We start from the raw sequence: 22,053 nt of genomic DNA, 5'->3' as shown, positions 1-22,053 counted from the left end.
TTATGAATTTAAGTTAGTACTAGCCTTTGCTGCGCTTAAGGAAATATTATAAGTAATAGCAGCAGAACCTAATGTTTTTGCGGCAATAAGCATAGCCTTTTCATTAATATCAAATTTAGGATGGTGGTGCGGATAAGTCGGACCATTTGTATCAGGCATTGCTCCTGTAAAGAAAAAGGTACCTTTTACATGCTGCAGATAATAAGAGAAGTCCTCGCCAGTTAATTCAGGTTCTCCCTCTAGAACAATCACTCCTGGGACCTTTTCCGCACAATGTGCTAAAAAGGAAGTTTCCTCAGGGTGATTAACGACTGCTGGATAGCCGTCATCGTATTCATATTCATATGTACTATTTGCTGTATAGCACGTGCCTTTTATTACTCTCTCCAGCTCTTCCTTTATAAGTAATTGCGTTTCTTTATCAAACGTCCGGACTGTTCCCCCTAGGATCGCTGTGTCAGCAATCACATTAAAAGCATTACCAGATTCAAGGTAGCCTACTGTTAAAACAGCATGGTGGATAGGATTTACTTTTCTGCTGACAATTTGTTGAAGGTTAAGGACCAGTTGAGATGCGGTAACAAGAGAATCCTTCGTTTTGTGCGGCTGTGCTCCATGTCCCCCTTGACCTTGGATTTTAATTTTAAATTCATCTGCTGCTGCCATCATGGGTCCTGCTTTATAGGAAATAGTCCCTGTGGGAAGTGTCGCCCATAAATGAGTGCCAAATATAGCCTCCACATTTTCCAGGCAGCCTGCTTCAATCATCGCTTTTGCGCCACCTGGATTTGATTCTTCAGCATGCTGGTGAATAAAAACAAAATTCCCTGCTAATTCTTCTTTAAACTCATTTATTACTTTAGCAAGTATTAATAAGGTTGCAGTATGCCCATCATGACCACAGGCGTGCATGACACCTGAAACCTTTGACTTATAAGCAACATCTTTTTCATCTTGGATTGGAAGAGCGTCAAAATCAGCACGGAGCGCAACTGTTTTTCCAGGTTTTCCCCCTGATATTTTTGCGACTACTCCATTACCTCCGACGTTTCCTGTAACTTGAATTCCTAATTTTTCATAGAAAGAGATGATATATTGAGCTGTTTTAACCTCTTTGAATGATAATTCAGGGTATTGATGAAGGTATCTCCGTATTTTAACCATTTCATTATAATAGTTATCTAGTTGTTCCCATATAATTTGTAGCATATCTTCCACCTCGTTTGACTATTTAGAATATTTTTATTATAGCATGTAGTAATAAAGAAGAGAGGTGAAAAGCGGATAAACTATTATGTATCGTAAAGATTATGCCTATCCTTATAAGAGAGATGTTGTTAAAATAAGGTTAAAATGAAATTCATTTAGGAGGAATTATGGATATTAGAAAATCAAAAATGGCTTGGGGATTAATAATCCTGTCATTCTTATTGTTTATCCTGCTAATCCTAGCTGTAAATGGACAAGTAATATTAGCATTTGATACAGAACTAACCCAGTTTATACATACATTGTTTCCAGCTAGTTTTATTCCTTTTTGGGAAGGCATATCATCCATTGCAGATAAAATAGGCATTGGAATTATCGCTTTCCTATTTATTCTTTTTCTTTGGTGGAAAAAGAAAGATTTTGTAGGAATTGCAGCATTTGTCTTTTGTGTTGGACTAGGAAATGAACTGAATAAGTGGGTGAAAGATTTAGTGGCAAGACCTAGACCCTTAGCTGCTGAAGCATTAGAGACAGACAGTTTTAGTTTTCCTAGCGGGCATGCAATGGTAGGATTACTTCTTTATTTGTTTATTGCACATATTCTAGCGAAAGAAATAAAAGGGAATGCAGGAAAGTTGATTTTGGCAGTTATTGCTTTTGTATTCATTTTGCTAATTGGTATAAGTAGAATTGCTTTAGAGGCCCACTATCCAACAGATGTTATTGGTGGTTATTTATTAGGAGGGATCTGGCTGTTTGTATGGGTAGGTTTCTATGAAACATTTTATGATCGATTTCATAAACAAAAAGGAGCAGGAACAAAACTAAGTAGCTAATGGATGATAAAGAAGTTTTAGAAAATTTCATGGAACTTCCTTTTAAAAAGGTTTAAAACCCAAACAATATACGAAGCATACATTAGTATCTTCGTATGATTATTTGGGTTTGCCAGTAAAAATAATTTTTAACTGATTATCGCTAGTTAGATGAGGAACATGGCAAAAATAGTAGTCACTACTAAGCCGATACAGACTGGAAGAAGATTTCTCCTTGCTAATTCAAATGGATCGACATTACAGATTGCAGCAGCCGGGATTAATGCCCAAGGGACTAAAGTTCCACCGCCAACCCAGATGGCAGCAATTTGCCCTAAAGCAGTTAATGTGCTTATTCCACTGCCAATTGCATGGGCAAACAACCCTGCAATAGAACCTGCTAATGAAATGCCGGAGAAGCCAGAACCATCTAAGCCGGTAATAACTCCTACAGCTGTTAGTGTAACGGCGCCAATTTCTTTCGTTAATGGAACAGTGGAAGCAAGAGCAATACCGAGATCATTGACGATTCCGTGGGACTCCTTTGGGAGAAAGTCCCCGATAATCGTATTAAAACCAGAGTCACCTAAATAAAAGAAAGCAGCGATTGGAATAACCGGTCCAAATACTTTAAAACCAAATTGGAATCCTTCGATCAAATAAGTCGTTGTTTTCTCCAAGCCTTTATTTTTGTAGCTTACTAATGTTATTAAAAGAAGAATAAAAATGGATGTTCCACCAACCAGTGCGGTAGCATCTCCCCCTTGTAAATCTAATAAAAACATTGCAACAACATCAAGAATATAGAGAATGGGAATCAGAATGGCGAACAGTTTCTTTTGTGTACTACTTAGTAGTAATTTATTTACTTGGGGAAGAATATCTGATTTATTAATAGAGGTGACACCAGTTGCAAAAGTCAGTGTTCCTCTTTTCATATCGCGCTTAATAAAATAAAATGCAGTAATAGTTGTTACAACCCCCATAACAATGACAAGGGGGATACTTGCATGCATGACGTCTTCGACAGGTATGCCAGCAGCATCTGCTGTAAGTTTCGGTGCAGCTTGGATGATAAAATCTCCTGATAATGCAATCCCATGGCCGAATAAATTCATTGCCATGGCAACAGCAATTCCTGGCAGACCAACCCGTAAAGCTACTGGTAAGAGAACAGCTCCGATCAATGCTACTGCGGGGGATGGCCAGAAAAAGAAAGAAATGAGCATCATTACTATTCCGATCGTCCAATAAGCGAGTCCAGGTGAACGAATAAGTTTGGAAAAGGGAGAAATCATTACATCGTTAATACCTGTTTTCGTCAAAATTTTACTCATTGCAACAATAATAGAGATAACAACAATAGTAGGTAACAATTCTGTAATAGCAAAGATGAAACTATTGAAAATACTGCTAATCGAGGTACTTAAAGATCCGGTCGCTGTTATCGCTAATAGAAAGATTCCAACGATACAAATAAAGGTAGTATCTCTTCTCATTACCATAAAGCCGATGATAAAGACAATAAATAGTACATATATCCAATGAAGTGCTGTTAATTCGATACCCAAATAAATCCAGCTCCTTTCCCGATTTGAAGTGGAGGATGCTATAGGCATCTATCACCATTCGGTTAATACAGATTATGTAGCTGTATGTAAAAGGTGATTGGTACCTCCTTAAAATATAGTGTGTTTCACTTCATTGCTTTGGAATGGGAGGAAGGATTTATTCTAAAAATCCGGAAGAAAAATGTGCCAAAGACTCCTTCTCAAGGTGGAGAAAAAAACATCGAAAGAAGGAGCAAAAAATTACATAAAGGTAGTACAATAGATTTATAGTTGAAAAAGACTGCTTTTTAGAATTTCACAAAAATTCTATCTATAGATGTCTAGGAAAGAAGGGGAGTTTTTGAGAAGATCAATCTCCAAAATAATGTTTTCTATTAGTTTACTTATTGTAGGAGTAATCTTATTACTTGTTAATATTGGTGTCATTTCCTTGGAAATAAAAAAATTATTTGTCATAATATATCCGTTTTTGCTGCTTGTTTATGGTCTGCTTTCGCTCTATCAAATAACATTAAAACGAAAAAGCAATTTATTTTTTACCTTATTTATTCTTATTTTCTCTATTCTTCTCCTTTTGGATCGTTTTCAAGTATTAGAATTTAGATTTATCGATTTTTGGAAATTATGGCCATTAATTATTATTTTAATGGCACTAGGACTCATCAAACCTAAGTTCACTTTTGAATATGACAGTGGCGGAAAACGTTATACAAAGAAATCCTTTCGCATGGGAGATGTTAAGTATAATACAGATAATTGGGCTGTCGAACCGATGGAAATTTCTCATGGGTTAGGAGATGTCTATATTGATTTTAGCAAAGCTTTTATTCCTGAAGGAGAAACCGAGCTGTTTATCCATGCGAGGATTGGGGATGTGAAAATTATTGTTCCAGATGATCTAGCCATTTATGTTCAAGCCGAAGTAAAGATTGGAGAAGTACGAATTCTGCAGTCGGTTAAGGAGGGAATTGGAAATAGTCTGGAGCATAAATCTGCCTATTATGAAGAGGCAATAAAAAAAATAAAGCTAAATATTTTGCTTGATATTGGCGATATTACAGTGCAAAAGGTATAAGGGGGAAACATGAGACAGACAATTAGTCGTTATGGATATTATCGAAATATCATTTTAACAAGTTTGATTATTTCTTTGCTGCTATTTATAAGTATCTATTTACTTCCAAATTTTGCAACGTCTTGGATAGGGAGTTTTGCCTTAGCTGCCATCTTTTTTTTTCTGATAACAGTGGTGGGTTTTTATTTTGCTTTTAAATGGAGCGGTAAAATAAAGAAACAATTAGATGAAATATTTTGGTTTATATCATCTTTAAGGAGAGGAAAAATACCGCCAAAAATGCCGCTTGCAACAAGTGAGTATGTTTATGATGTAAAAGAAGAACTTAATCAGCTCGCTGATTATCAACAAGAGCAAATTCATTCTTTGCAGAGATTAGCAAATGAAAAAACAACGCTCGGGCAAACAGCCCACAATGCCGCAGTAATAGAAGAAAGACAACGACTGGCGAGGGATTTGCATGATGTTGTTAGTCAGCAATTATTTGCATTAAATATGATGTCTTCTGCTGCATATAAAATTTTTGACCGGGATCCTGCTTTAGCCAAGCAGCAGTTACAGGAAATTGTTTCGATTGCGGGAAAAGCGCAAGGGGAAATGCGAGCATTGCTGCTTCATCTAAGACCGATTGAATTAAGCAATGATACGTTGTGTGATGGCATAATCAAGCTTATTCAAGAGCTGAAAGAAAAAACAATGCTTCATTTTTCTGCAAGCATTGATGAAATAGATGGTCTATCTACGGCTGGACAGGAACATCTTTTTCGAATTGTTCAAGAGGCTCTATCCAATGTGCTTCGTCATTCTCATGCAGATAAAGTAAGAATCATTTTGGAAGAACGAGAAGAATATGCTTCTCTACATATAAGTGATAATGGCAAAGGCTTTGATCCGACGATAGAAAGAATTGCATCATATGGGTTAAAGACAATGAGAGAGCGCTGTGAAGAAATTGGTGGAGTGATGGAACTTCGTTCGAAAATGGGAGAAGGAACTTATATTGATATTCGAGTGCCAACAAAGGGGTGGGAAAATGATTAGAGTGGTAGTAGTAGATGATCATGAAATGGTGAGAAAAGGAATTATTTCTTACCTAATGACAGAACCCAATATTCACATTATGGGAGAGGCAAATAGTGGTCAGACTGCAGTTCAGCTTGTACTAAAGGAGAAGCCGGATATTGTGTTAATGGATTTATTAATGGAAAACGGGAATGGTATTGAAGCAACAAAGGCTATTTTAAAAGAGTATCCTAGCTGCAAAGTAATCATAATTACAAGCTTCTATGATGAAGCACAAGTCATTCCGGCAATAGAAGCAGGCGCATTTAGTTATTTATTAAAAACAGCAAGTGCTACAGAGGTCGTGCAAGCAATTAATAAAGCCTATACTGGCGAAGCAGTGATTGAGCCAAAGGTTGCTAACGTGATGGTGAAAAAATTGCGAGCAACAGAAAGAAAGCCACATGATGATTTAACAGAAAGAGAATTAGATGTATTAATGTGTATTGGAGAAGGAATGACTAATCAGGCTATTAGTGAAGAACTATATATTGGAATCAAAACAGTAAAGACACATGTAAGCAACATCTTATCGAAATTAGCAGTAGCCGACCGAACCCAAGCTGCTGTGTATGCCAATAGGAATGGCATTATTAAAACAAGATAGTCATAAGTTCAGCTGGCTACTAGATTAATTACGCTTTTTCTTCATTTGGAATCGTTAATTGTACAAAATACGGTTTTCCATTAAAGATAGAATGCTGGGAACTATTCCAGCTTTTTTCATTACTCTTACCTATGGGAGCTTCTACATTTGCTTCGTGCTGTTTCCATTTTATATAATTCGCTTTTTCTTCCCATAGACAAAAGAGGATATAGGTGTCTCCCTTAGCAGGACGAAGGAAGCGTATAGCTGTCATTGTTTTGTTTGGGATAGATGTAAAGTACTTCATCATCTTATGCTCGAAAACAGGTTTATTTTCTTCACTTACTGGAATATGATTCATGGTAATAAACCCTTTATTTTCTAACATTCCATAACTGAATAAAATGTCATAGCTTCTTGGTTCTTGGAAGAAAGAAGGAGCTTGACTTTCGTGTAGTAGTATCGCCCGATCGCTGGCTTCTTCCTGCATTAATAACAATGTTTCATTCGAAAACTTACTTTCGTATTTTTTCCCTAAATAATCATAGGTTCCGCTAGTAAGATAGATATTCACTAATCTCCCTCCAAGTCATAAGGATATTTTAAGCATACAATAGAAAGCGGAAAGTTACGATAAAACCCTCTTAAACTATTCTCATTTGTATATTAACATTAACTACCGTGTTATTCGAGATGCCTAGTTCCATTTAAAGCTTTTCCCTTATGTTCTCATGATTTAACTTTTTGTATGCGCTGCCTATAATTAGCAAAAGAGGTGTAATCTCCTTTAATTTTGGGTAAAAAATGTCTAAATTGTGACAAAGTGATAAGTTATCTATGCAAAGATAGTAAAAAAGATATATTATTGAAATATATGCATGATTGGGAAAGAAGATTTTTACATATAGTAAAAAAAAGAATGGGATGTCTAGGACAGGCATTCCTTTTTATTGGGATGGTAATAACTTGGAAACAAATGTTGTTCGTAAAAAAACTTGTTTAAAAAACTTTTTACTTGCATATTATTTATAAATATTATAACTTAATAATTATTATAAATAAAAAACGTTAATCACTATATAGAACGAAATACATACCTTTGAAAGGTGGACATCAAAAGGATGAATAAACAGATGAAAGATACATTTATTAAAGCGGCAAAAGGACAGCCCACTGAATATGTTCCGGTATGGTATATGCGACAGGCAGGCCGCTCGCAGCCTGAATACCGAGCAATTAAAGAGAAATATTCTTTATTTGAAATAACGCATCAGCCAGAGCTATGTGCTTATGTTACGAAATTGCCGGTTGATCAGTATGATGTCGATGCTGCAGTATTATATAAAGATATTATGACGCCGCTTCCGGCCATTGGGGTTGATGTGGAAATAAAATCAGGAATCGGACCTGTGATAGAGAATCCTATTCAGTCAATGGAGGATATTACAAGACTTGGTATGTTACATCCTGAGCAAGATATTAAATATGTCCTTGACACGATTAAACTGCTTACAACTGAACAATTAAATGTTCCGTTAATAGGCTTTTCCGGCGCTCCTTTTACTCTTGCTAGTTACATGATTGAAGGTGGACCATCCAAAAACTATCATAAGACAAAAGCGTTTATGTATGCTAAACCAGAAGCTTGGTATGCTTTAATGGAAAAGCTTGGTGATATGGTGGTTACCTACGTAAAGGCGCAAATTAATGCAGGTGCTAGTGCGATTCAAATATTCGATTCGTGGGTAGGTGCTTTAGATGTGGAGGACTATCGATTATTTATAAAGCCGGTCATGAATAGGATTTTTTCTGAGCTGGAGAATGAAAATGTTCCTTTCATTATGCATGGAGTCGGGGCGAGTCATTTGGCGCTTGAATGGAATGATCTTTCCTTAGATGTAGTTGGGCTAGATTGGCGCTTACCTATATCAGAAGCAAGAAAAATGGGAGTAACCAAAGCTGTACAAGGAAATTTAGATCCCGCAGTACTTCTTGCACCATGGAGTGTTATTGAGGAAAAAGCAAAGCAAATCATTGAACAGGGAATAGAGCAGCAAGGCTTTATCTTTAATTTAGGACATGGTGTGTTCCCAGATGTAGATCCAGCTGTGTTGAAAAAATTGACTGGTTTTATTCATGAATATTCCGGTGACTTACTAAGTAGTAAGCGCTCAGGCAAATAAAAGGGATTTTAAGGATAGCTAAAATCAAAAAGATACAAAATAATAGAAAGAAGCGAGGTAATGAAAAATGAGTCGAAAAAAAATGGGGCTTCTCGTTATGGCATATGGTACACCATATAAGGAAGAAGATATTGAAAGATATTATACAGATATTAGACATGGTAGAAAGCCGACAGATGAAATGCTGGCAGATTTAAAAAGTCGCTACGAAGCAATTGGCGGCATTTCTCCATTAGCAAAAATTACGATGGAACAAGCAAAGGGTTTAGAAGCACATCTTAATGAGATACAAGAAGATATTGAATTTAAAATGTATTTAGGATTGAAGCATATTGAACCATTTGTAGAAGATGCAGTAAAGATGATGCATGAAGATGGAATCGAAGAAGCAGTGAGTATTGTGTTAGCCCCTCATTACTCTACCTTTAGTATTAAGGCATATAATAATCGTGCTAAAGAAGAAGCAGAAAAATTAGGGGGCTTAACCATTCATAGTATCGAAAGCTGGTATAAGGAGCCCAAATTTATTCGTTATTGGATTAATCAATTAAAAGAGACATACGCTAAAATGTCACAAGAAGAACGCGAAAATGCAGCGTTAATTGTCTCTGCGCATAGTTTGCCAGAAAAAATCCTTCAATATGGAGATCCTTATCCAGACCAATTAAAGGATACAGCAGAGTTAATTGCAAAGGGAGCAGGTATATCTACTTATTATCTAGGCTGGCAAAGTGCGGGAAATACACCAGATCCTTGGCTTGGTCCAGATGTCCAGGATTTAACAAGAGATTTACATGCGAAATATGGATATAAAGCATTTGTATATGTGCCAGTAGGATTTGTAGCGGAACATCTAGAAGTCTTATATGACAATGATTACGAGTGCTTTGTTGTGACGGAAGAAGTTGGAGCAAGCTATTATCGACCAAAAATGCCAAATGCTCAGCCGGAATTTATTGACGCACTAGCAACAGTGATTTTAAAAGAAATTGCAGTACCTATTAAAGGGTAAAGTGCCGTAAATTATTTTTTGTTGACATTATTATATTGTAAACGGAACCAAGTGATTTTTTCGAAAATCACTTGGTTTCTTTTGTTGCAACGGGTTTAACTCTGTGATATATTCTTTTTTGTACTAACTGACCGAAATGTTATTTTAGTCAGTTTTGTGGTGAATCAATAATGAATGCATAAATGGCTGGAGAGAAAATTTCTTCTACATAACTGGAGAAACTGTTTTTATTCGCATGGAAAGAAAGAGGTGGAATATTTGGCTGTTGATCGTAGGAAGCTTATTTTAGAAGCGGCGACTAAATCATTTTCTATGTTTGGTTATAAAGCAACAACTATGGATCATGTCGCTAAAATTGCAAATGTAGGAAAAGGAACGATCTATACTTTTTTTAAAAATAAAGAGGAGCTCTTTTTTGAAATTGTTAATGATTTAATTAAAGAAATGAAGGAAAGAGCAGATGAGTCATTTGATCCTTCTTCTACGTTTATGGAAAATGCCCATCGTGCACTGATGAATATGCTTGAATACCGTAAAGAGCATCATCTGACGGTTAAGCTTTTTCAAGAACAGCGAGAAATTGGTACGCTGGAAGTAAAGGAAGTAATTAGCCATTTAGAAAATGCGATCTTAAATTATATGAAAACACGTGTACAAGAAGCGATAGATAAAGGAGAGATTGAAACCCAGAATCCAGAGTTGACATCCTTTATTATTATTAAAGTATACTTAGCGCTTATTTTTGAGTGGGAGAAACAACATCCACCTCTTACTACAGAGGAAATAGCTTCTAGTTTTGAATTACATTTATTTCATGGATTAGCAAACCCGCTTAATAAATGAGAAAATAGTCTGTTAGTTATTAAAGTTAATAACCAGGATGTTTTTCTTTTAACTAAGCTATTAGAATTGTTTTTTATAGGATAAATGATTGATTAAAAATGGAGGGAATTATATGAAACAAAGTTTACTAAAGGCAGAGCTGTCCTCTATTTTTAAAAATAAAATGATGCTGATCTCTGTTATCGCTATTGTGTTTGTTCCGGTATTATATGCTGGTATTTATTTATGGGCCTTCTGGGATCCTTATGGAAACTTAGATAAATTGCCTGTTGCCGTTGTGAATGAAGATACTGGGACAGAGATGAATGGAAAAACATTAGATATTGGAAAAGATTTAGTGGAAAATTTAAAGGACAGCGAAGACTTTAATTTTAAATTTGTCGATAAAGAAACTGCTTATAAAAATTTAAAAAATCAGAAGTATTATATGCTGATAGAAATCCCAAAGGATTTTTCCGATAATGCGACAACATTACTTGAAGATAATCCACAAAAATTGGATCTAAAATATGTTTCTAATCCAGGATATAACTTTATTTCTTCTCAAATAGGGAATTCCGCAATTGAAAAAATAAAGCAAGGTGTTAGTAAAGAAGTGACAGAAACCTATGCGGAATCTATTTTTGAAAATATTACGGAAATGTCAGACGGCTTAAAAACAGCAAGTAATGGTGCAAAAGATTTAAAAGATGGAACAGATAAAGTAAAATCGGGTACAGAAGAAGTGTATAAAAATCTAGAAACACTTGCTGAAAAGTCTATACAATTTTCCGATGGTGTTAATAGTGCTAATAATGGAGTGAAAGAGCTTGCCAATGGAGCAGATGATTTAAAGCAAGGATTAACGCAATTGCAATCAGCCCAAGGGGAATTAAATAATGCTGCACAGAAACTGCAAGGGGGAGACCAGGCAATTCTTGATGGTGTTTCGCAAGCCAAAGATGGAATCAACACAGTTAAAGCAAATATTCCTTCGTTAATAGAAGGGACAAATAAGCTGCAAACAGGCTCCAATACTTTAACACAAGGCTTAACAGACTGGAGCGATAAATCAGAACAATTAGCTGCTGGAGCTAATCAGTTGCATGAAGGTGCAACAACCTTACAGGAAACAATTAATGCGATAATGCCCATGCTGCAAGGTTTGCCAGAAGAAAATAAGCAGCAGCTTGTAGCAGCACTTAAAGGGTTGGTGGACGGCAGTTCTTCGATTGCCACCAATACAAAAGCGTTAAGTCAAGCAGCAGACCAGCTTGCAGCCGGCGGAACAAGCTTGTCTAATGGCATAACAGACTTAAATAAAGGGCAAAAACAATTGCAAACAGGCATTAATCAGTTAAGTGATGGAAGCAGCCAGCTAGAAAATGGGGTAAAACAGCAGGTAGCTGGTCAGGAACAATTTGTGGCTGGTATGAATAAGTATGCTTCTGAATTCGCAAAAGCTGTTGATGGTTCTACTAAATTGTCTTCTGGTGCAAATACTTTAGTATCAGGGATGAATACACTTGCAACAGGATCGACTGCTTTATCAGATGGAACCAATTTGCTCAAAGATGGATCAAAAGAATTGGTAAATGGAACATCATCCTTATTAGATGGAAGCAAGGAGCTTTCGTCTAAATTATCAGACGGAGCTGAGGAAGCAAGTTCCATCCATTCTGATGAAAAAACATATGACATGATAGCTGAACCAATCTTAGTTGACCAAGACAAAGTATCGGATGTGCCAAACTATGGAACTGGCTTAGCTCCATATTTCATTTCGCTAGGACTATTTGTTGGTGCATTAATGCTCTCAATTGTGTTCTCTTTTGCAGAACCAGAAGAACAGCCAAAAAGTGGAATTCGTTGGTTCTTAAGCAAAACGATTATTTTGATTGGGGTAGGAATCTTACAGGCTTTAGTTGCCTCCTTTGTGTTGCTAGTCATCTTAGGAATGGAAGTGGAAAGTGTACCATTGTTTATCCTATTTACCATTCTAACTAGTTTAGTGTTTTTCTCGATTATTCAATTTTTGGTTACTTTATTTGGAAACCCAGGACGATTTATTATCGTCATCATCATGATTTTCCAATTAACAACAAGTGCGGGTACTTTCCCATTAGAGTTAATACCAAATGTTTTACAACATATTCACAATCTATTGCCAATGTCTTATTCAGTAGCTGGATTAAAAGCAGTTATCTCTACTGGTGATATGGACTTTATGTGGCATAATGCAGAGATTCTTGGTATTTACCCACTTGTATTCTTTGCAGGTACAGCTGTTTATTTTATTTTTAAATACAAACGGTATTATACAAATAAGGAAGTAGAAGTAACAGTAGAATAATTTGAAAAAGCTGCTAACTTTATATCTTCTTAAGTTACCTCTATTGTGCGAAACCTTGATAGAGTGTGGGGAAGATACATAGTTGCAGCTTTTTATATGGTGTCTAAAAGATCACTCCATTTCTTAAACTTTGCCAATTCGATGAAAAAAGTACAAATGAAGTGATTATTTCCCGTTTTTTCGTTATAGTATAAAAGGGTAATTAAATTCGGGAAAATTGGATATAATTCTACAAAATTATAAGGGGTGTCTTTTTATGCTGTTTATAGATAATAAAGGGATAACAGATCCACGCATTAATCTAGCAATTGAAGAGTATGCTTTGAAAAACTTAGACATAAATGAAACGTATCTTTTATTTTATATAAATGAACCTTCTATCATTATTGGGAAAAACCAGAATACGATAGAAGAAATTAATACTGATTATGTAGAGTCAAATGGCATACATGTTGTTAGAAGATTATCTGGCGGCGGTGCCGTCTATCATGACTTAGGTAATTTAAGCTATAGCTTTATCACGAAAGATGACGGGAATAGCTTTCATAACTTTAGAAAATTCACCGAGCCTGTTGTTCAAGCACTTAAAAGCATGGGAGTAAATGCTGAATTAAGTGGTCGTAATGATCTTCTTGCTGAAGGTAGAAAAATTTCTGGCAATGCACAATTTTCTACAAGAGGAAGAATGTTTACGCACGGAACATTATTATTTGATTCAGAAATGGATCATATTGTGTCAGCGCTAAAAGTGAAAAAAGACAAAATCGAATCCAAAGGGATTAAATCAGTAAGAAGCAGAGTAGCAAACATTACTGAATTTCTTCCAGAAAAAATATCCATTCAAGAATTTCGCAGCCTGTTATTAAGCTATCTTTTTGAAGGGGAAGAGAATATTCAAGAATATGTCTTAACAGCAGAAGATTGGGAAAAAATTCATCAATTATCTAAAGAAAGATATCAAAATTGGGATTGGAATTATGGCAAATCTCCTAAATTCAATTTACAGCATTCACATCGTTTCCCAGTTGGTCAAATCGATGTAAGATTTGATGTAGTAAAAGGAATTGTGAAAAACTGCAAAATTTATGGTGATTTCTTTGGAGTTGGCGATGTAGAAGATATTGAAAAACGACTGATCGGGGTCCGCTATGACCGCTCCGAATTAGAAAAGGCATTAGGCGATATTTCCATAAAGCATTATTTTGGAAATGTGACAAAAGAAGATTTTCTGCAATTGATTTATTGATTATATAGAAGAATAATTTTTAGCATCTTAAATGATAGAAGGTTTCTTCTTATTTTGGATGCTTTTTTTATACCCTTTTTGAAAGTAAGAGTGCAACGGAGAGCTGGACACGCTTTTTTTACATCAAAATAAATAGTGAAAATATCTCCTTTTAGTTCTAAAAAAATTCTTTTTGGACTACTTATTAATAATAGGTTGTACTAGGCAGGCAGGAGGGAGATTATGACTAGAAAAATTGGCTTTTATGCAGTAGTTGCCTATGTGTTATACGGTTTGTTTTTTTATTGGTATTTATTTCAATATACTAGTCCAGCTTTGCCCTTTGAATATCAAGGATCCCAAGCAGATCCAAGTACCTTTTTAAATAGCAGAGAATTAGTATTAAGTGGGGAATATTCACGGGTAAGGAACTTCTTGTTTTTTATTTCTACACCATTTGAATGGCTTTTTTACTTATTTGTTTTGTTATTTGGTTTTTCCAAAGTATTTAAAAAATGGGGAGAGACTTCTGCGAAATATAAGTCGATACAAACGGCTATTTACTTATTTTGGCTGAATATAACTGCCTTTATTATTACCTTTCCACTTAGTTATATTAGTTATTCTGTATCGAAAACCTATCATATTTCTACCCAGAGCTTTCCTTCTTGGATGAAGGATCAATTCATTGATTTTTGGGTGAATTATGTCATTATGTTTCTTATTGTTTCCGTCTTATACTGGCTAATGAGCAAGAGTCAAAAGAGGTGGTGGCTTTATGCCTGGGTATTATCCATTCCTTTTACTTTATTTCTCACGTTTATTCAGCCTGTCGTCATTGACCCGCTATACAATGATTTCACCCCTTTAAAGGATAAAGAATTAGAGGCAGAGATATTGAAGCTTGCGAGTGCTTCTAATATTCCAGCCGAGCATGTTTTTGAAGTAAATATGTCAGATAAAACGAGGGCGTTAAATGCTTATGTTACAGGGATAGGGAGCAATGCAAGAATTGTGCTGTGGGATACTAGTTTAAAGGAATTAGAGAATGACGAAATTTTATTTGTAATGGCACATGAAATGGCTCATTATGTAGAAAAACATATTTATATAGGAATAGGCATCTCCTTATTTTCCTCTTTATTTGGTTTGTATTTTATTTATAAATTGCTGTACTGGATTGTAAATCGATGGGGGACAGAACTTAAAATTGTAAAAGTAGAGGATATACAGTCCTTCCCTTTAATTCTTTTATTAATTTCGATGCTGCTATTTGCTGTAAACCCATTAACTAATGTCATTTCAAGATATGAGGAAAAAAGAGCTGATCATTATGCAGTCGAATTAACAGAAAATCCAGAGGCGGGTATTGTTACATTTCAGAAGCTAGCAAAGACCGGACTGAGTGAAGTGAATCCACCTTTATTGGTAAAAATATTCCGCTATAGCCATCCGACGATGCTGGAGAGAATTAGTAAGCTGGAAGAAGAAAGCATTCGAATACAAAATCAGAAAAAATAATAATCCAAAAATAAAGGATGTCTTAAAGAATTTAATCATAGTAGGTGATTAGACTCTTTAAAGACATCCTTTGGCTTTAAAATAATCCACTATTATCAAGTTCCGAAGCGCTTACATAATAAATTAAATTCGCTGCTCAGTTCGTTGAAGGTTTCTCTGTCATGTTCATCAATGGCTTTATCAATCAAGGACATCAAATTTGCTTTTTCATTATTTAATTGAATTTCAGAAAGCAACATTTCAATATAGAGGTCTTTTACATAAGTATTTGTGTTTTTTTTCTGGCCACTTAACTTTGTAAACTCAGTATAGGACTTATCATTCATTGTCTTTCCCTCCTGATGCCTTTTTAATATTATATGGGAGAAATGGATAATTATCAATTTGTTTTTTTAAAAATTATGAAATTTGATTATAAAGTATGTCTATATTCTGAAAAATTATTTTGTCTTAAGATTCATTAGGTAAAAAGTGCTATTATAGGGGAAGATTACTAAAAAAGGAGGATTTATCGTTGGAAGAAAATTTTTTAATAGTCGATAAGTATTATATTAATTATCATACGCTTGCAGTCTTGCCTTCTATTGTAGCTAATGGCGATATCTATTCAAAGGTATATGAACATAATAATGTTTTCTTATGCAAACTTAGTCCGTTAATGATTGTGAAAGCAACATGTGGTTATCTGGGAAGTTCTTATGAAGGGAGAAGGGAGGGGACTCGCCAACTAATGACCTATTATCATAAACTTCCAATTGTAATTGATGATTTTAATTCCGTTTATTTTTTTCCCACTCATTCTCCTAGGAATAACAACTGTGCATGGATTTCTCTTCATCATATTCTTGATACCAAAAAAATAGAAGCCTCTAAGGTAAGAATAACGTTTCAAAATTTGCAAAGTGTAGAAATAGGGGTTTCGCTCTATACCCTAAGAAATCAAATAATGCGGACAAATTCTCTTAAAACATTACAGCGTTATAATCATGAAGCAAGTATTAATCCCAAGTTAACATATAAAAGTTTACTGGTGGATAAACAAAAAAAATTAGCAGAAGCTCAAATGATGTATAAAAAAAAGCAGAATAGTAATTGAACTTTTTTTATTTGTTTTTGTTAGCTAATAGTAAACCTTTTGTATAAATAATGTTCCAATAATTCTTGAACTTTATTCCGAAGGCGGGGGTTAAAGTAGTTATGATATTCTTCATAGCCGTTATAAATAAATAAAAACATGGTAAATGCTTCATCACGATTTACTTCTTGAATCTTCATTGTATGCTTATACATATAACTCTTCGTTTTTCTTAACTCCGATAGTACTACTTTCATTGCATTTTCGAGTAAATCTATATAAGGTTGTTTTAATTTTAAATTACTTATTTTGATGACCTGCAGATCTCGATTAAGTATTGTTAAAAGCATAGGAAGATAAATAGCTTTTTCCATAACATCTCTTTCTATTTCAGGAATTCTTGTCATACTCGTTACCCCTTTCCTTCAATATGAAACAGAACATTTGTTCTCTGTTTATGATCATACCTTTTTTATTTCCTATTTTCAAGTGAATAATGACAATTTTCGGGTGGGTTACAGATTTGCCTCTGTATGTACGAGGCTCAATTGCTATCTTTGATAAAATATAGAAAAGAAAAAAGGCAGCTGAAGAAGGGAAAGGTATTTCAGTTGTCGAAATATATAATTATTTTAATAAGGAAGGAAGATGGAAGTGAAAGAAAGTAAAAGAATAAATGCAGAAGATTTATATGAATTAAAATCTGTGGTGGATCCTCAAGTAAAAGGGGAAGAATGTTTGTATGTAGTCACTTCCATTTGCAAAGAGACTGATAAATATTATTCCAATATTTATCATAAAGATCTAAACACACTTGAAACAATGCAATGGACGTTTGGGAAACATCGAAATCATTCTCCAAGATGGTCACCGACTGGAGAAGAAGTTGTCTTTATTTCTAATCGTTCTGGAACAAATCAATTATTTTTATTAAGTAAAAAAGGTGGAGAAGCGGAGCAGCTTACTTCTTTAGCGAACGGAGTGAGTAATCCAGTATGGTCACCTGATGGGACAGAAATAGCTTTTCAATGCTATTTAAAAAAAGGAGAAACAGTAGAAAATAAAGAGATGAAAACAGACCAGAAGGAGGAAAAGCTCTCTGCTCTAGAAGTGACAAATATGAAATATAAATCAGACGGAAAGGGCTTTTGGGATGGCAGCTATGATCATATTGCTGTCTTAAATATTAAGAATAAAACAATCACACAACTTACTTCTGGAGAAAATAATTATTATTTGCAAAGCTGGTCACCTGATGGGCAATACATAGCAATTAGTGCAGATGAAAGCAAAGAAAAGGATTTCAGTTTTATCTCTGATATTTATCTCTATAATAGAAAAGAAGACAGTTGGAAGAAGATTACGGAAAGCAATGGAAATTACGGAAAAGCAACATGGACTCCTGATAGTAGAAGATTAGGATTAATAGGGAGCGGCAGAGAGTATGAAAATGCTACCCTATCTCAGCTATGGGTGTATGAGATAGAAACGGATTCTCTACAATGCTTAACTCCAGAATGGGATGTGAATGTTGGGGATTATGCAATCGGTGATTTTCAACAGGGAACTGTAACGCCTGGTATGCTGTGGGGAGAGGACAATGAAAGTTTTACCTTTTTAGCAACAGATCACGGAAATACAGTTGTTTATTTTGGAAATACTTCTGGAGCTATCTATCCATCTCTTATAGATAACCAGCATGTTTATGGTTTATCTACAGGAGGCAGTTTAAAAAAAGCGGTAGTGGCTATTAGCACACCTACACATCCTGGAGATTTATATACATTAAATTTAGAGACTGGCGAAACTCAGCAAATAACAAATATAAATAAGGAGTTTGCCGAAACTCATGCTTTCTCTGAAGCAGAGCCGCTTCAAATTGTGTCTCGGGATGGTTGGGAGCTTCATGGGTGGTTAATGAAGCCACAAGGTTTTAAAGAGGGCGAAAAATATCCGATGGTAGTAGAGATTCATGGAGGACCGCATGCAATGTATGCTAATTCTTATTTTCATGAATTTCAAACATTAGCCTCCAATGGTTTTGCTGTATTATTTATTAATCCGAGAGGAAGCCATGGATATGGACAGCAATTTGTAGATGCTGTACGTGGAGATTATGGTGGAAAGGATTATGAAGATATTATGGATGCCGTTGATTATACAATAGAAACATTTGATTTTATTGATGCTTCTCGCCTAGGGGTTACAGGGGGAAGCTATGGCGGCTTTATGACAAACTGGATTGTTGGACATACAGACCGTTTCAAGGCAGCTGTTACACAGCGCTCGATCTCTAATTGGATTAGTTTCTATGGGGTTAGTGATATAGGGTATTACTTCACTGATTGGCAAATAAAAGCAGATTTAAATGATATAGAAACACTGTGGAAGCATTCTCCGTTAGCCTATGTAAATAATATACAAACACCTTTACTAATATTACATGGTGAAAAAGATTATCGTTGTCCAATTGAACAGGCAGAACAGTTGTTTATTGCGTTAAAGGTACAAAAGAAAGAAACAAAATTTGTCCGTTTTCCAGAATCAAATCATGAACTTTCCAGGAGTGGCAAACCCGCACTTCGAATAGAAAGATTAAACTATATTAACAATTGGTTTTTAGAGTATATATAAGAAATTAAGAGGGCGCCGTTGGGTGCCCTCTTTTTGTTGATATAGGAATATTCTTTTGGAAGAGAAATTTTAAGAGGAGCGTATATGGAAAAAGAGAGAAAAAGGACAATGTTACCTTGCAATGTAATTTTAAGTAGAAAAAAATGTAGAATGGAGCATTTTTTGATATGATAGTAAAAAGAAAGATAATGACAAAGCAATTAAGGGGCTAGATAACAGTAGGAATTTACATGGAAAAGAAGGTCTATAAATTTTTTGCAAAGGTTACAATTAATAATGAAATAATTAAAAAATGAGATTGATATAGAAAGGATTAAAAGAAATGGGGAGAGCGGAGTATAGAAAAGGAAAGAAAAGAAGGAGATTACGAAAAGGAAGAGTCTTCTTTCTATTCCTTATTCTATTTATACTAGCTGTAACTATATATAGTATTTTTCAATTTAAGCAAGGCGAAAAGCAATCGTTAGGGAAGATAGGAATAGACGAGGTTAAATATGAATTTAATGGGGAAAAAGATAGTAATGGGGGCACGAATATTCTTTTACTGGGAAGCGACCAGCGTAAAGGTGAAAAGCAATCTAGAACAGATACAATTATGATTGCCCAATATCATCCAGATAAAGGAACATATAAAATCATATCGTTAATGAGAGACATGTATGTAGATATACCAGGATATGGACAAGGTAGAATCAATACAGCATATACGATTGATGGTCCTGAATTACTAAGACAAACCATTAAACAAAATTTTGATATAGATTTACAATATTATGCAATTGTAAATTTTGAAGGATTTGAAGCAGTAATTGATGAAGCATTCCCAAATGGTGTAGAGATCGATGTAGAAAAGCAAATGTCTAAAAATATTGGTGTGACATTAGAGCCGGGACTACAACATTTAAATGGAAAACAGTTACTGGGATATGTACGCTTCCGACACGATGCAGAATCAGACTTTGGCAGAGTATCAAGACAACAAAAAACATTACAAGCAATCGCTGATCAAGTTTCTGCGGTTCAAACATTTGCAAAATTACCCAAATTGGCAGGAGTTATTATGCCATATATTAATACGAGCATGGATACTGGCGACATGCTATTTATCGGGAAAGATTTACTGACTTCAAAAAGTCATGAGGTAGAATCGTTAAGAGTTCCAGTAGACGGAACTTTTCAAGATATGAGAGTGAATGGGGCTGCTGTATTATCTGTCGATTTAGAAGCGAATAAAGCAGCGATAAAAGAATTTCTAGCGCAATAAATGGAGTGATTTTTAACATACTCTTTATGTTTATTAGCAATGTATGAATAAAATGGAAAAGGCAGGGGAATTTTGGGTCTGCCGATGTTAAAATGAGAATGGCTATATAAGGAGCGGAATGATCCTTGTATTTTATTGGATTAATTAAAAAATCAACACTATTGAAAGAATACACATACGAAAAGATGCGTAAGTTATACAAGGGGTTTTGTGCTCATGGATATAAACTTAATGAAAGAATGGTTTACACTTGATAGAATAATGGATTTAATTGATAGTTATCGTTCATTTGGACCGTTGCCAGGGGTCCTGCTGCCGCTGATAGAAGCGTTTTTACCTTTTTTGCCGCTGTTTGTTTTTATTATGGCTAATGTGAACGCATTTGGATTTTGGCTGGGATTTCTCTATTCATGGGTTGGAACAATTTTAGGAGCATTGCTTGTATTCTCGATTATTAGGAAATATGGAAAAAAAAGAATGCTGAGATTTTTAAGTAATCATAAAAAAGTGCAGAAGCCAATGATCTGGATTGAAAGACATGGATTTGGTCCTTTGTTCTTGCTTTTATGTTTTCCATTTACACCATCTGCACTTGTAAATATAGTAGCTGGTTTATCGAGAATTAGTACAAGCCAATATATTCTGGCAGTAATCGCTGGTAAGCTTGTTATGATTAGTACGATTAGCTTTATTGGTTATGATTTACGATCCATGATTGCTCAGCCATTACGTACGATACCTGTTGTGATTGCTATCTTTATTCTTTGGTTTATTGGAAAAAGAATCGAAATGAAAATGAATAATGTAGGGATTGATGAGAAAGAGAGAAGCCATTAAAAAATGGTTTGTAAATATTGTTTGGAGGAGATAGAGGTTGAAAGAAGCAATAAAGAAAGAAAGCATAGAATGGTTAAAGGCATTTGCTATCGGAATTATCATCTTTATTATAATTCGTGCTTTTTTCTTCTCCAATTATGTAGTGGAAGGCGAGTCGATGATGCCTACCCTGCAGGACGGAAATAAATTAGTTGTTAATAAAGTTGGTTATAAAATGACTGATTTTAATCACTTTGATATTATTGTTTTTCATGCAAATAAAAATGATGATTATGTGAAACGAGTAATTGGCATCCCTGGAGATAAAGTAGAATATAGAGATGACCACCTATTTATAAATGGGAAAAAGTATGAGGAGCCTTTCTTAGATGACTACCGCAAACAAGTTTCTTCAGGAAGGCTGACAGGGAATTTTACATTAAAAGAGATTACTGGAGAAGTTACAGTTCCGAAGGGGAAATTATTTGTATTAGGGGATAATCGATTAGGGAGCTGGGATAGCCGACATTTCGGATTTATTTCTATTGACCAAGTAGTTGGGAAAGTCAGCTTGCGCTATTGGCCATTTAATGAAATACAATTTTCCTTTTAGGGAAGAGTAGGACGTAAGCATCTTTTTTTAATTAATAAAATAGCCAAACAATTATATGAATCTGTATCTTTGTATAATTGTTTGGGTCTACCTTAAGCTGGGATACTTATGTCCCAGCATTTTTTTGTTAAAATTAACGCTTAGAAAAAGAGAAAAATTATCCAGCAGCACTTTTCTATAGAAACATGTGTTTCTATGTTATGATGATAATTACAGA

20 protein-coding genes are annotated in these 22,053 nt (G+C 34.9%); 15 read left to right on the top strand and 5 right to left on the bottom strand.

The window, feature by feature from the left end:
* Entirely contained in the window at window positions 1-1,209 is a 1,209-nt protein-coding gene (locus BCI01S_RS07000; protein ID WP_061797549.1) for a M20 family metallopeptidase, read from the bottom strand.
* Between the two features lie 167 nt (window positions 1,210-1,376).
* On the opposite strand from BCI01S_RS07000, the gene BCI01S_RS06995 reads away from it, so the two are divergent.
* Window positions 1,377-2,045, top strand: a complete 669-nt coding sequence (locus tag BCI01S_RS06995; RefSeq protein ID WP_061797543.1) for a phosphatase PAP2 family protein — start codon at window positions 1,377-1,379, stop codon at window positions 2,043-2,045.
* 146 nt (window positions 2,046-2,191) lie between these two features.
* Here BCI01S_RS06995 and BCI01S_RS06990 read toward each other — a convergent pair whose 3' ends face one another.
* Entirely contained in the window at window positions 2,192-3,595 is a 1,404-nt protein-coding gene (locus tag BCI01S_RS06990) for a hypothetical protein (RefSeq protein ID WP_061797537.1), read from the bottom strand.
* Window positions 3,596-3,935: 340 nt separating this feature from the next.
* Here BCI01S_RS06990 and liaF point away from each other — a divergent pair, with 340 nt between their 5' ends.
* From liaF to BCI01S_RS06975, 3 genes are read left to right on the top strand one after another with little or no spacing between them, the layout of a single operon-like run.
* Complete coding sequence (gene liaF, locus BCI01S_RS06985; protein ID WP_167555725.1) at window positions 3,936-4,670, top strand: cell wall-active antibiotics response protein LiaF; 735 nt, start codon at window positions 3,936-3,938, stop codon at window positions 4,668-4,670.
* Between the two features lie 9 nt (window positions 4,671-4,679).
* Entirely contained in the window at window positions 4,680-5,711 is a 1,032-nt protein-coding gene (locus BCI01S_RS06980; protein WP_061797529.1) for a sensor histidine kinase, read from the top strand.
* Window positions 5,704-6,339 (top strand): response regulator, encoded by a 636-nt coding sequence (locus BCI01S_RS06975; RefSeq protein ID WP_047943071.1) that lies wholly within the window; start codon window positions 5,704-5,706, stop codon window positions 6,337-6,339. The genes BCI01S_RS06980 and BCI01S_RS06975 overlap by 8 nt, the downstream gene beginning before the upstream one ends.
* Window positions 6,340-6,367: 28 nt before the next feature.
* On the opposite strand, the gene BCI01S_RS06970 is transcribed toward BCI01S_RS06975, so the two are convergent.
* Window positions 6,368-6,892 carry a hypothetical protein gene (locus BCI01S_RS06970; RefSeq protein WP_047943072.1) on the bottom strand — a complete coding sequence of 175 codons (525 nt, stop codon included), beginning with the start codon at window positions 6,890-6,892 and terminating at the stop codon, window positions 6,368-6,370.
* A 547-nt stretch (window positions 6,893-7,439) separates the two neighbouring features.
* Here BCI01S_RS06970 and hemE point away from each other — a divergent pair.
* From hemE to BCI01S_RS06935, 6 genes are all read left to right on the top strand, one after another.
* Window positions 7,440-8,501, top strand: a complete 1,062-nt coding sequence (gene hemE, locus BCI01S_RS06960) for a uroporphyrinogen decarboxylase (RefSeq protein WP_061797523.1) — start codon at window positions 7,440-7,442, stop codon at window positions 8,499-8,501.
* A 67-nt stretch (window positions 8,502-8,568) separates the two neighbouring features.
* Window positions 8,569-9,513 carry a ferrochelatase gene (gene hemH, locus BCI01S_RS06955; protein WP_061797518.1) on the top strand — a complete coding sequence of 315 codons (945 nt, stop codon included), beginning with the start codon at window positions 8,569-8,571 and terminating at the stop codon, window positions 9,511-9,513.
* A 258-nt stretch (window positions 9,514-9,771) separates the two neighbouring features.
* Complete coding sequence (locus BCI01S_RS06950) at window positions 9,772-10,356, top strand: TetR/AcrR family transcriptional regulator (protein ID WP_047943077.1); 585 nt, start codon at window positions 9,772-9,774, stop codon at window positions 10,354-10,356.
* Between the two features lie 112 nt (window positions 10,357-10,468).
* Window positions 10,469-12,688, top strand: a complete 2,220-nt coding sequence (locus BCI01S_RS06945) for a YhgE/Pip domain-containing protein (RefSeq protein WP_061797513.1) — start codon at window positions 10,469-10,471, stop codon at window positions 12,686-12,688.
* Between the two features lie 256 nt (window positions 12,689-12,944).
* Window positions 12,945-13,934, top strand: a complete 990-nt coding sequence (gene lplA / locus BCI01S_RS06940; protein ID WP_047943079.1) for a lipoate--protein ligase — start codon at window positions 12,945-12,947, stop codon at window positions 13,932-13,934.
* 222 nt (window positions 13,935-14,156) lie between these two features.
* Complete coding sequence (locus BCI01S_RS06935; protein ID WP_061797511.1) at window positions 14,157-15,434, top strand: M48 family metallopeptidase; 1,278 nt, start codon at window positions 14,157-14,159, stop codon at window positions 15,432-15,434.
* A gap of 95 nt (window positions 15,435-15,529) precedes the next feature.
* On the opposite strand, the gene BCI01S_RS06930 is transcribed toward BCI01S_RS06935, so the two are convergent.
* On the bottom strand, window positions 15,530-15,760 hold the full coding sequence (locus tag BCI01S_RS06930) for an IDEAL domain-containing protein (protein WP_061797508.1): 231 nt from the start codon (window positions 15,758-15,760) through the stop codon (window positions 15,530-15,532).
* 188 nt (window positions 15,761-15,948) lie between these two features.
* Here BCI01S_RS06930 and BCI01S_RS06925 point away from each other — a divergent pair, with 188 nt between their 5' ends.
* Entirely contained in the window at window positions 15,949-16,530 is a 582-nt protein-coding gene (locus BCI01S_RS06925) for a competence protein ComK (protein WP_061797506.1), read from the top strand.
* Between the two features lie 20 nt (window positions 16,531-16,550).
* Here the strand turns inward: BCI01S_RS06925 and BCI01S_RS06920 are convergent, their stop codons facing one another.
* Entirely contained in the window at window positions 16,551-16,916 is a 366-nt protein-coding gene (locus BCI01S_RS06920) for a YhjD family protein (RefSeq protein ID WP_061797503.1), read from the bottom strand.
* Between the two features lie 241 nt (window positions 16,917-17,157).
* Here BCI01S_RS06920 and BCI01S_RS06915 point away from each other — a divergent pair, with 241 nt between their 5' ends.
* The 4 genes from BCI01S_RS06915 (at window position 17,158) to lepB (ending at window position 21,836) form a co-directional block, all read left to right on the top strand.
* A complete protein-coding gene (locus BCI01S_RS06915; protein ID WP_061797498.1) occupies window positions 17,158-19,143 on the top strand; it encodes a S9 family peptidase in 1,986 nt (661 codons plus the stop codon).
* A 322-nt stretch (window positions 19,144-19,465) separates the two neighbouring features.
* On the top strand, window positions 19,466-20,407 hold the full coding sequence (locus tag BCI01S_RS06910; RefSeq protein WP_047943088.1) for an LCP family protein: 942 nt from the start codon (window positions 19,466-19,468) through the stop codon (window positions 20,405-20,407).
* 216 nt (window positions 20,408-20,623) lie between these two features.
* Window positions 20,624-21,244, top strand: a complete 621-nt coding sequence (locus tag BCI01S_RS06905) for a TVP38/TMEM64 family protein (protein WP_047943089.1) — start codon at window positions 20,624-20,626, stop codon at window positions 21,242-21,244.
* 37 nt (window positions 21,245-21,281) lie between these two features.
* Window positions 21,282-21,836 (top strand): signal peptidase I, encoded by a 555-nt coding sequence (gene lepB, locus BCI01S_RS06900; protein ID WP_061797496.1) that lies wholly within the window; start codon window positions 21,282-21,284, stop codon window positions 21,834-21,836.
* Window positions 21,837-22,053 lie beyond the last annotated feature (217 nt).

The sequence above is a fragment of the Niallia circulans NBRC 13626 genome (genome assembly GCF_001591585.1).
Lineage (GTDB): Bacteria > Bacillota > Bacilli > Bacillales > Cytobacillaceae > Niallia > Niallia circulans.
This window is presented reverse-complemented; position numbering and strand designations above follow the sequence as displayed.

What these genes read in the sequence shown, in the direction of transcription:
- BCI01S_RS07000 (WP_061797549.1), bottom strand. Translation starts at nt 1,209, where the DNA reads ATGCTACAAATTATATGGGAACAACTAGATAACTATTATAATGAAATG.
- BCI01S_RS06995 (WP_061797543.1), top strand. Translation starts at nt 1,377, where the DNA reads ATGGATATTAGAAAATCAAAAATGGCTTGGGGATTAATAATCCTGTCA.
- BCI01S_RS06980 (WP_061797529.1), top strand. Translation starts at nt 4,680, where the DNA reads ATGAGACAGACAATTAGTCGTTATGGATATTATCGAAATATCATTTTA.
- BCI01S_RS06975 (WP_047943071.1), top strand. Translation starts at nt 5,704, where the DNA reads ATGATTAGAGTGGTAGTAGTAGATGATCATGAAATGGTGAGAAAAGGA.
- hemE (WP_061797523.1), top strand. Translation starts at nt 7,440, where the DNA reads ATGAATAAACAGATGAAAGATACATTTATTAAAGCGGCAAAAGGACAG.
- hemH (WP_061797518.1), top strand. Translation starts at nt 8,569, where the DNA reads ATGAGTCGAAAAAAAATGGGGCTTCTCGTTATGGCATATGGTACACCA.
- BCI01S_RS06945 (WP_061797513.1), top strand. Translation starts at nt 10,469, where the DNA reads ATGAAACAAAGTTTACTAAAGGCAGAGCTGTCCTCTATTTTTAAAAAT.
- lplA (WP_047943079.1), top strand. Translation starts at nt 12,945, where the DNA reads ATGCTGTTTATAGATAATAAAGGGATAACAGATCCACGCATTAATCTA.
- BCI01S_RS06935 (WP_061797511.1), top strand. Translation starts at nt 14,157, where the DNA reads ATGACTAGAAAAATTGGCTTTTATGCAGTAGTTGCCTATGTGTTATAC.
- BCI01S_RS06930 (WP_061797508.1), bottom strand. Translation starts at nt 15,760, where the DNA reads ATGAATGATAAGTCCTATACTGAGTTTACAAAGTTAAGTGGCCAGAAA.
- BCI01S_RS06920 (WP_061797503.1), bottom strand. Translation starts at nt 16,916, where the DNA reads ATGACAAGAATTCCTGAAATAGAAAGAGATGTTATGGAAAAAGCTATT.
- BCI01S_RS06915 (WP_061797498.1), top strand. Translation starts at nt 17,158, where the DNA reads ATGGAAGTGAAAGAAAGTAAAAGAATAAATGCAGAAGATTTATATGAA.
- BCI01S_RS06910 (WP_047943088.1), top strand. Translation starts at nt 19,466, where the DNA reads ATGGGGAGAGCGGAGTATAGAAAAGGAAAGAAAAGAAGGAGATTACGA.
- BCI01S_RS06905 (WP_047943089.1), top strand. Translation starts at nt 20,624, where the DNA reads ATGGATATAAACTTAATGAAAGAATGGTTTACACTTGATAGAATAATG.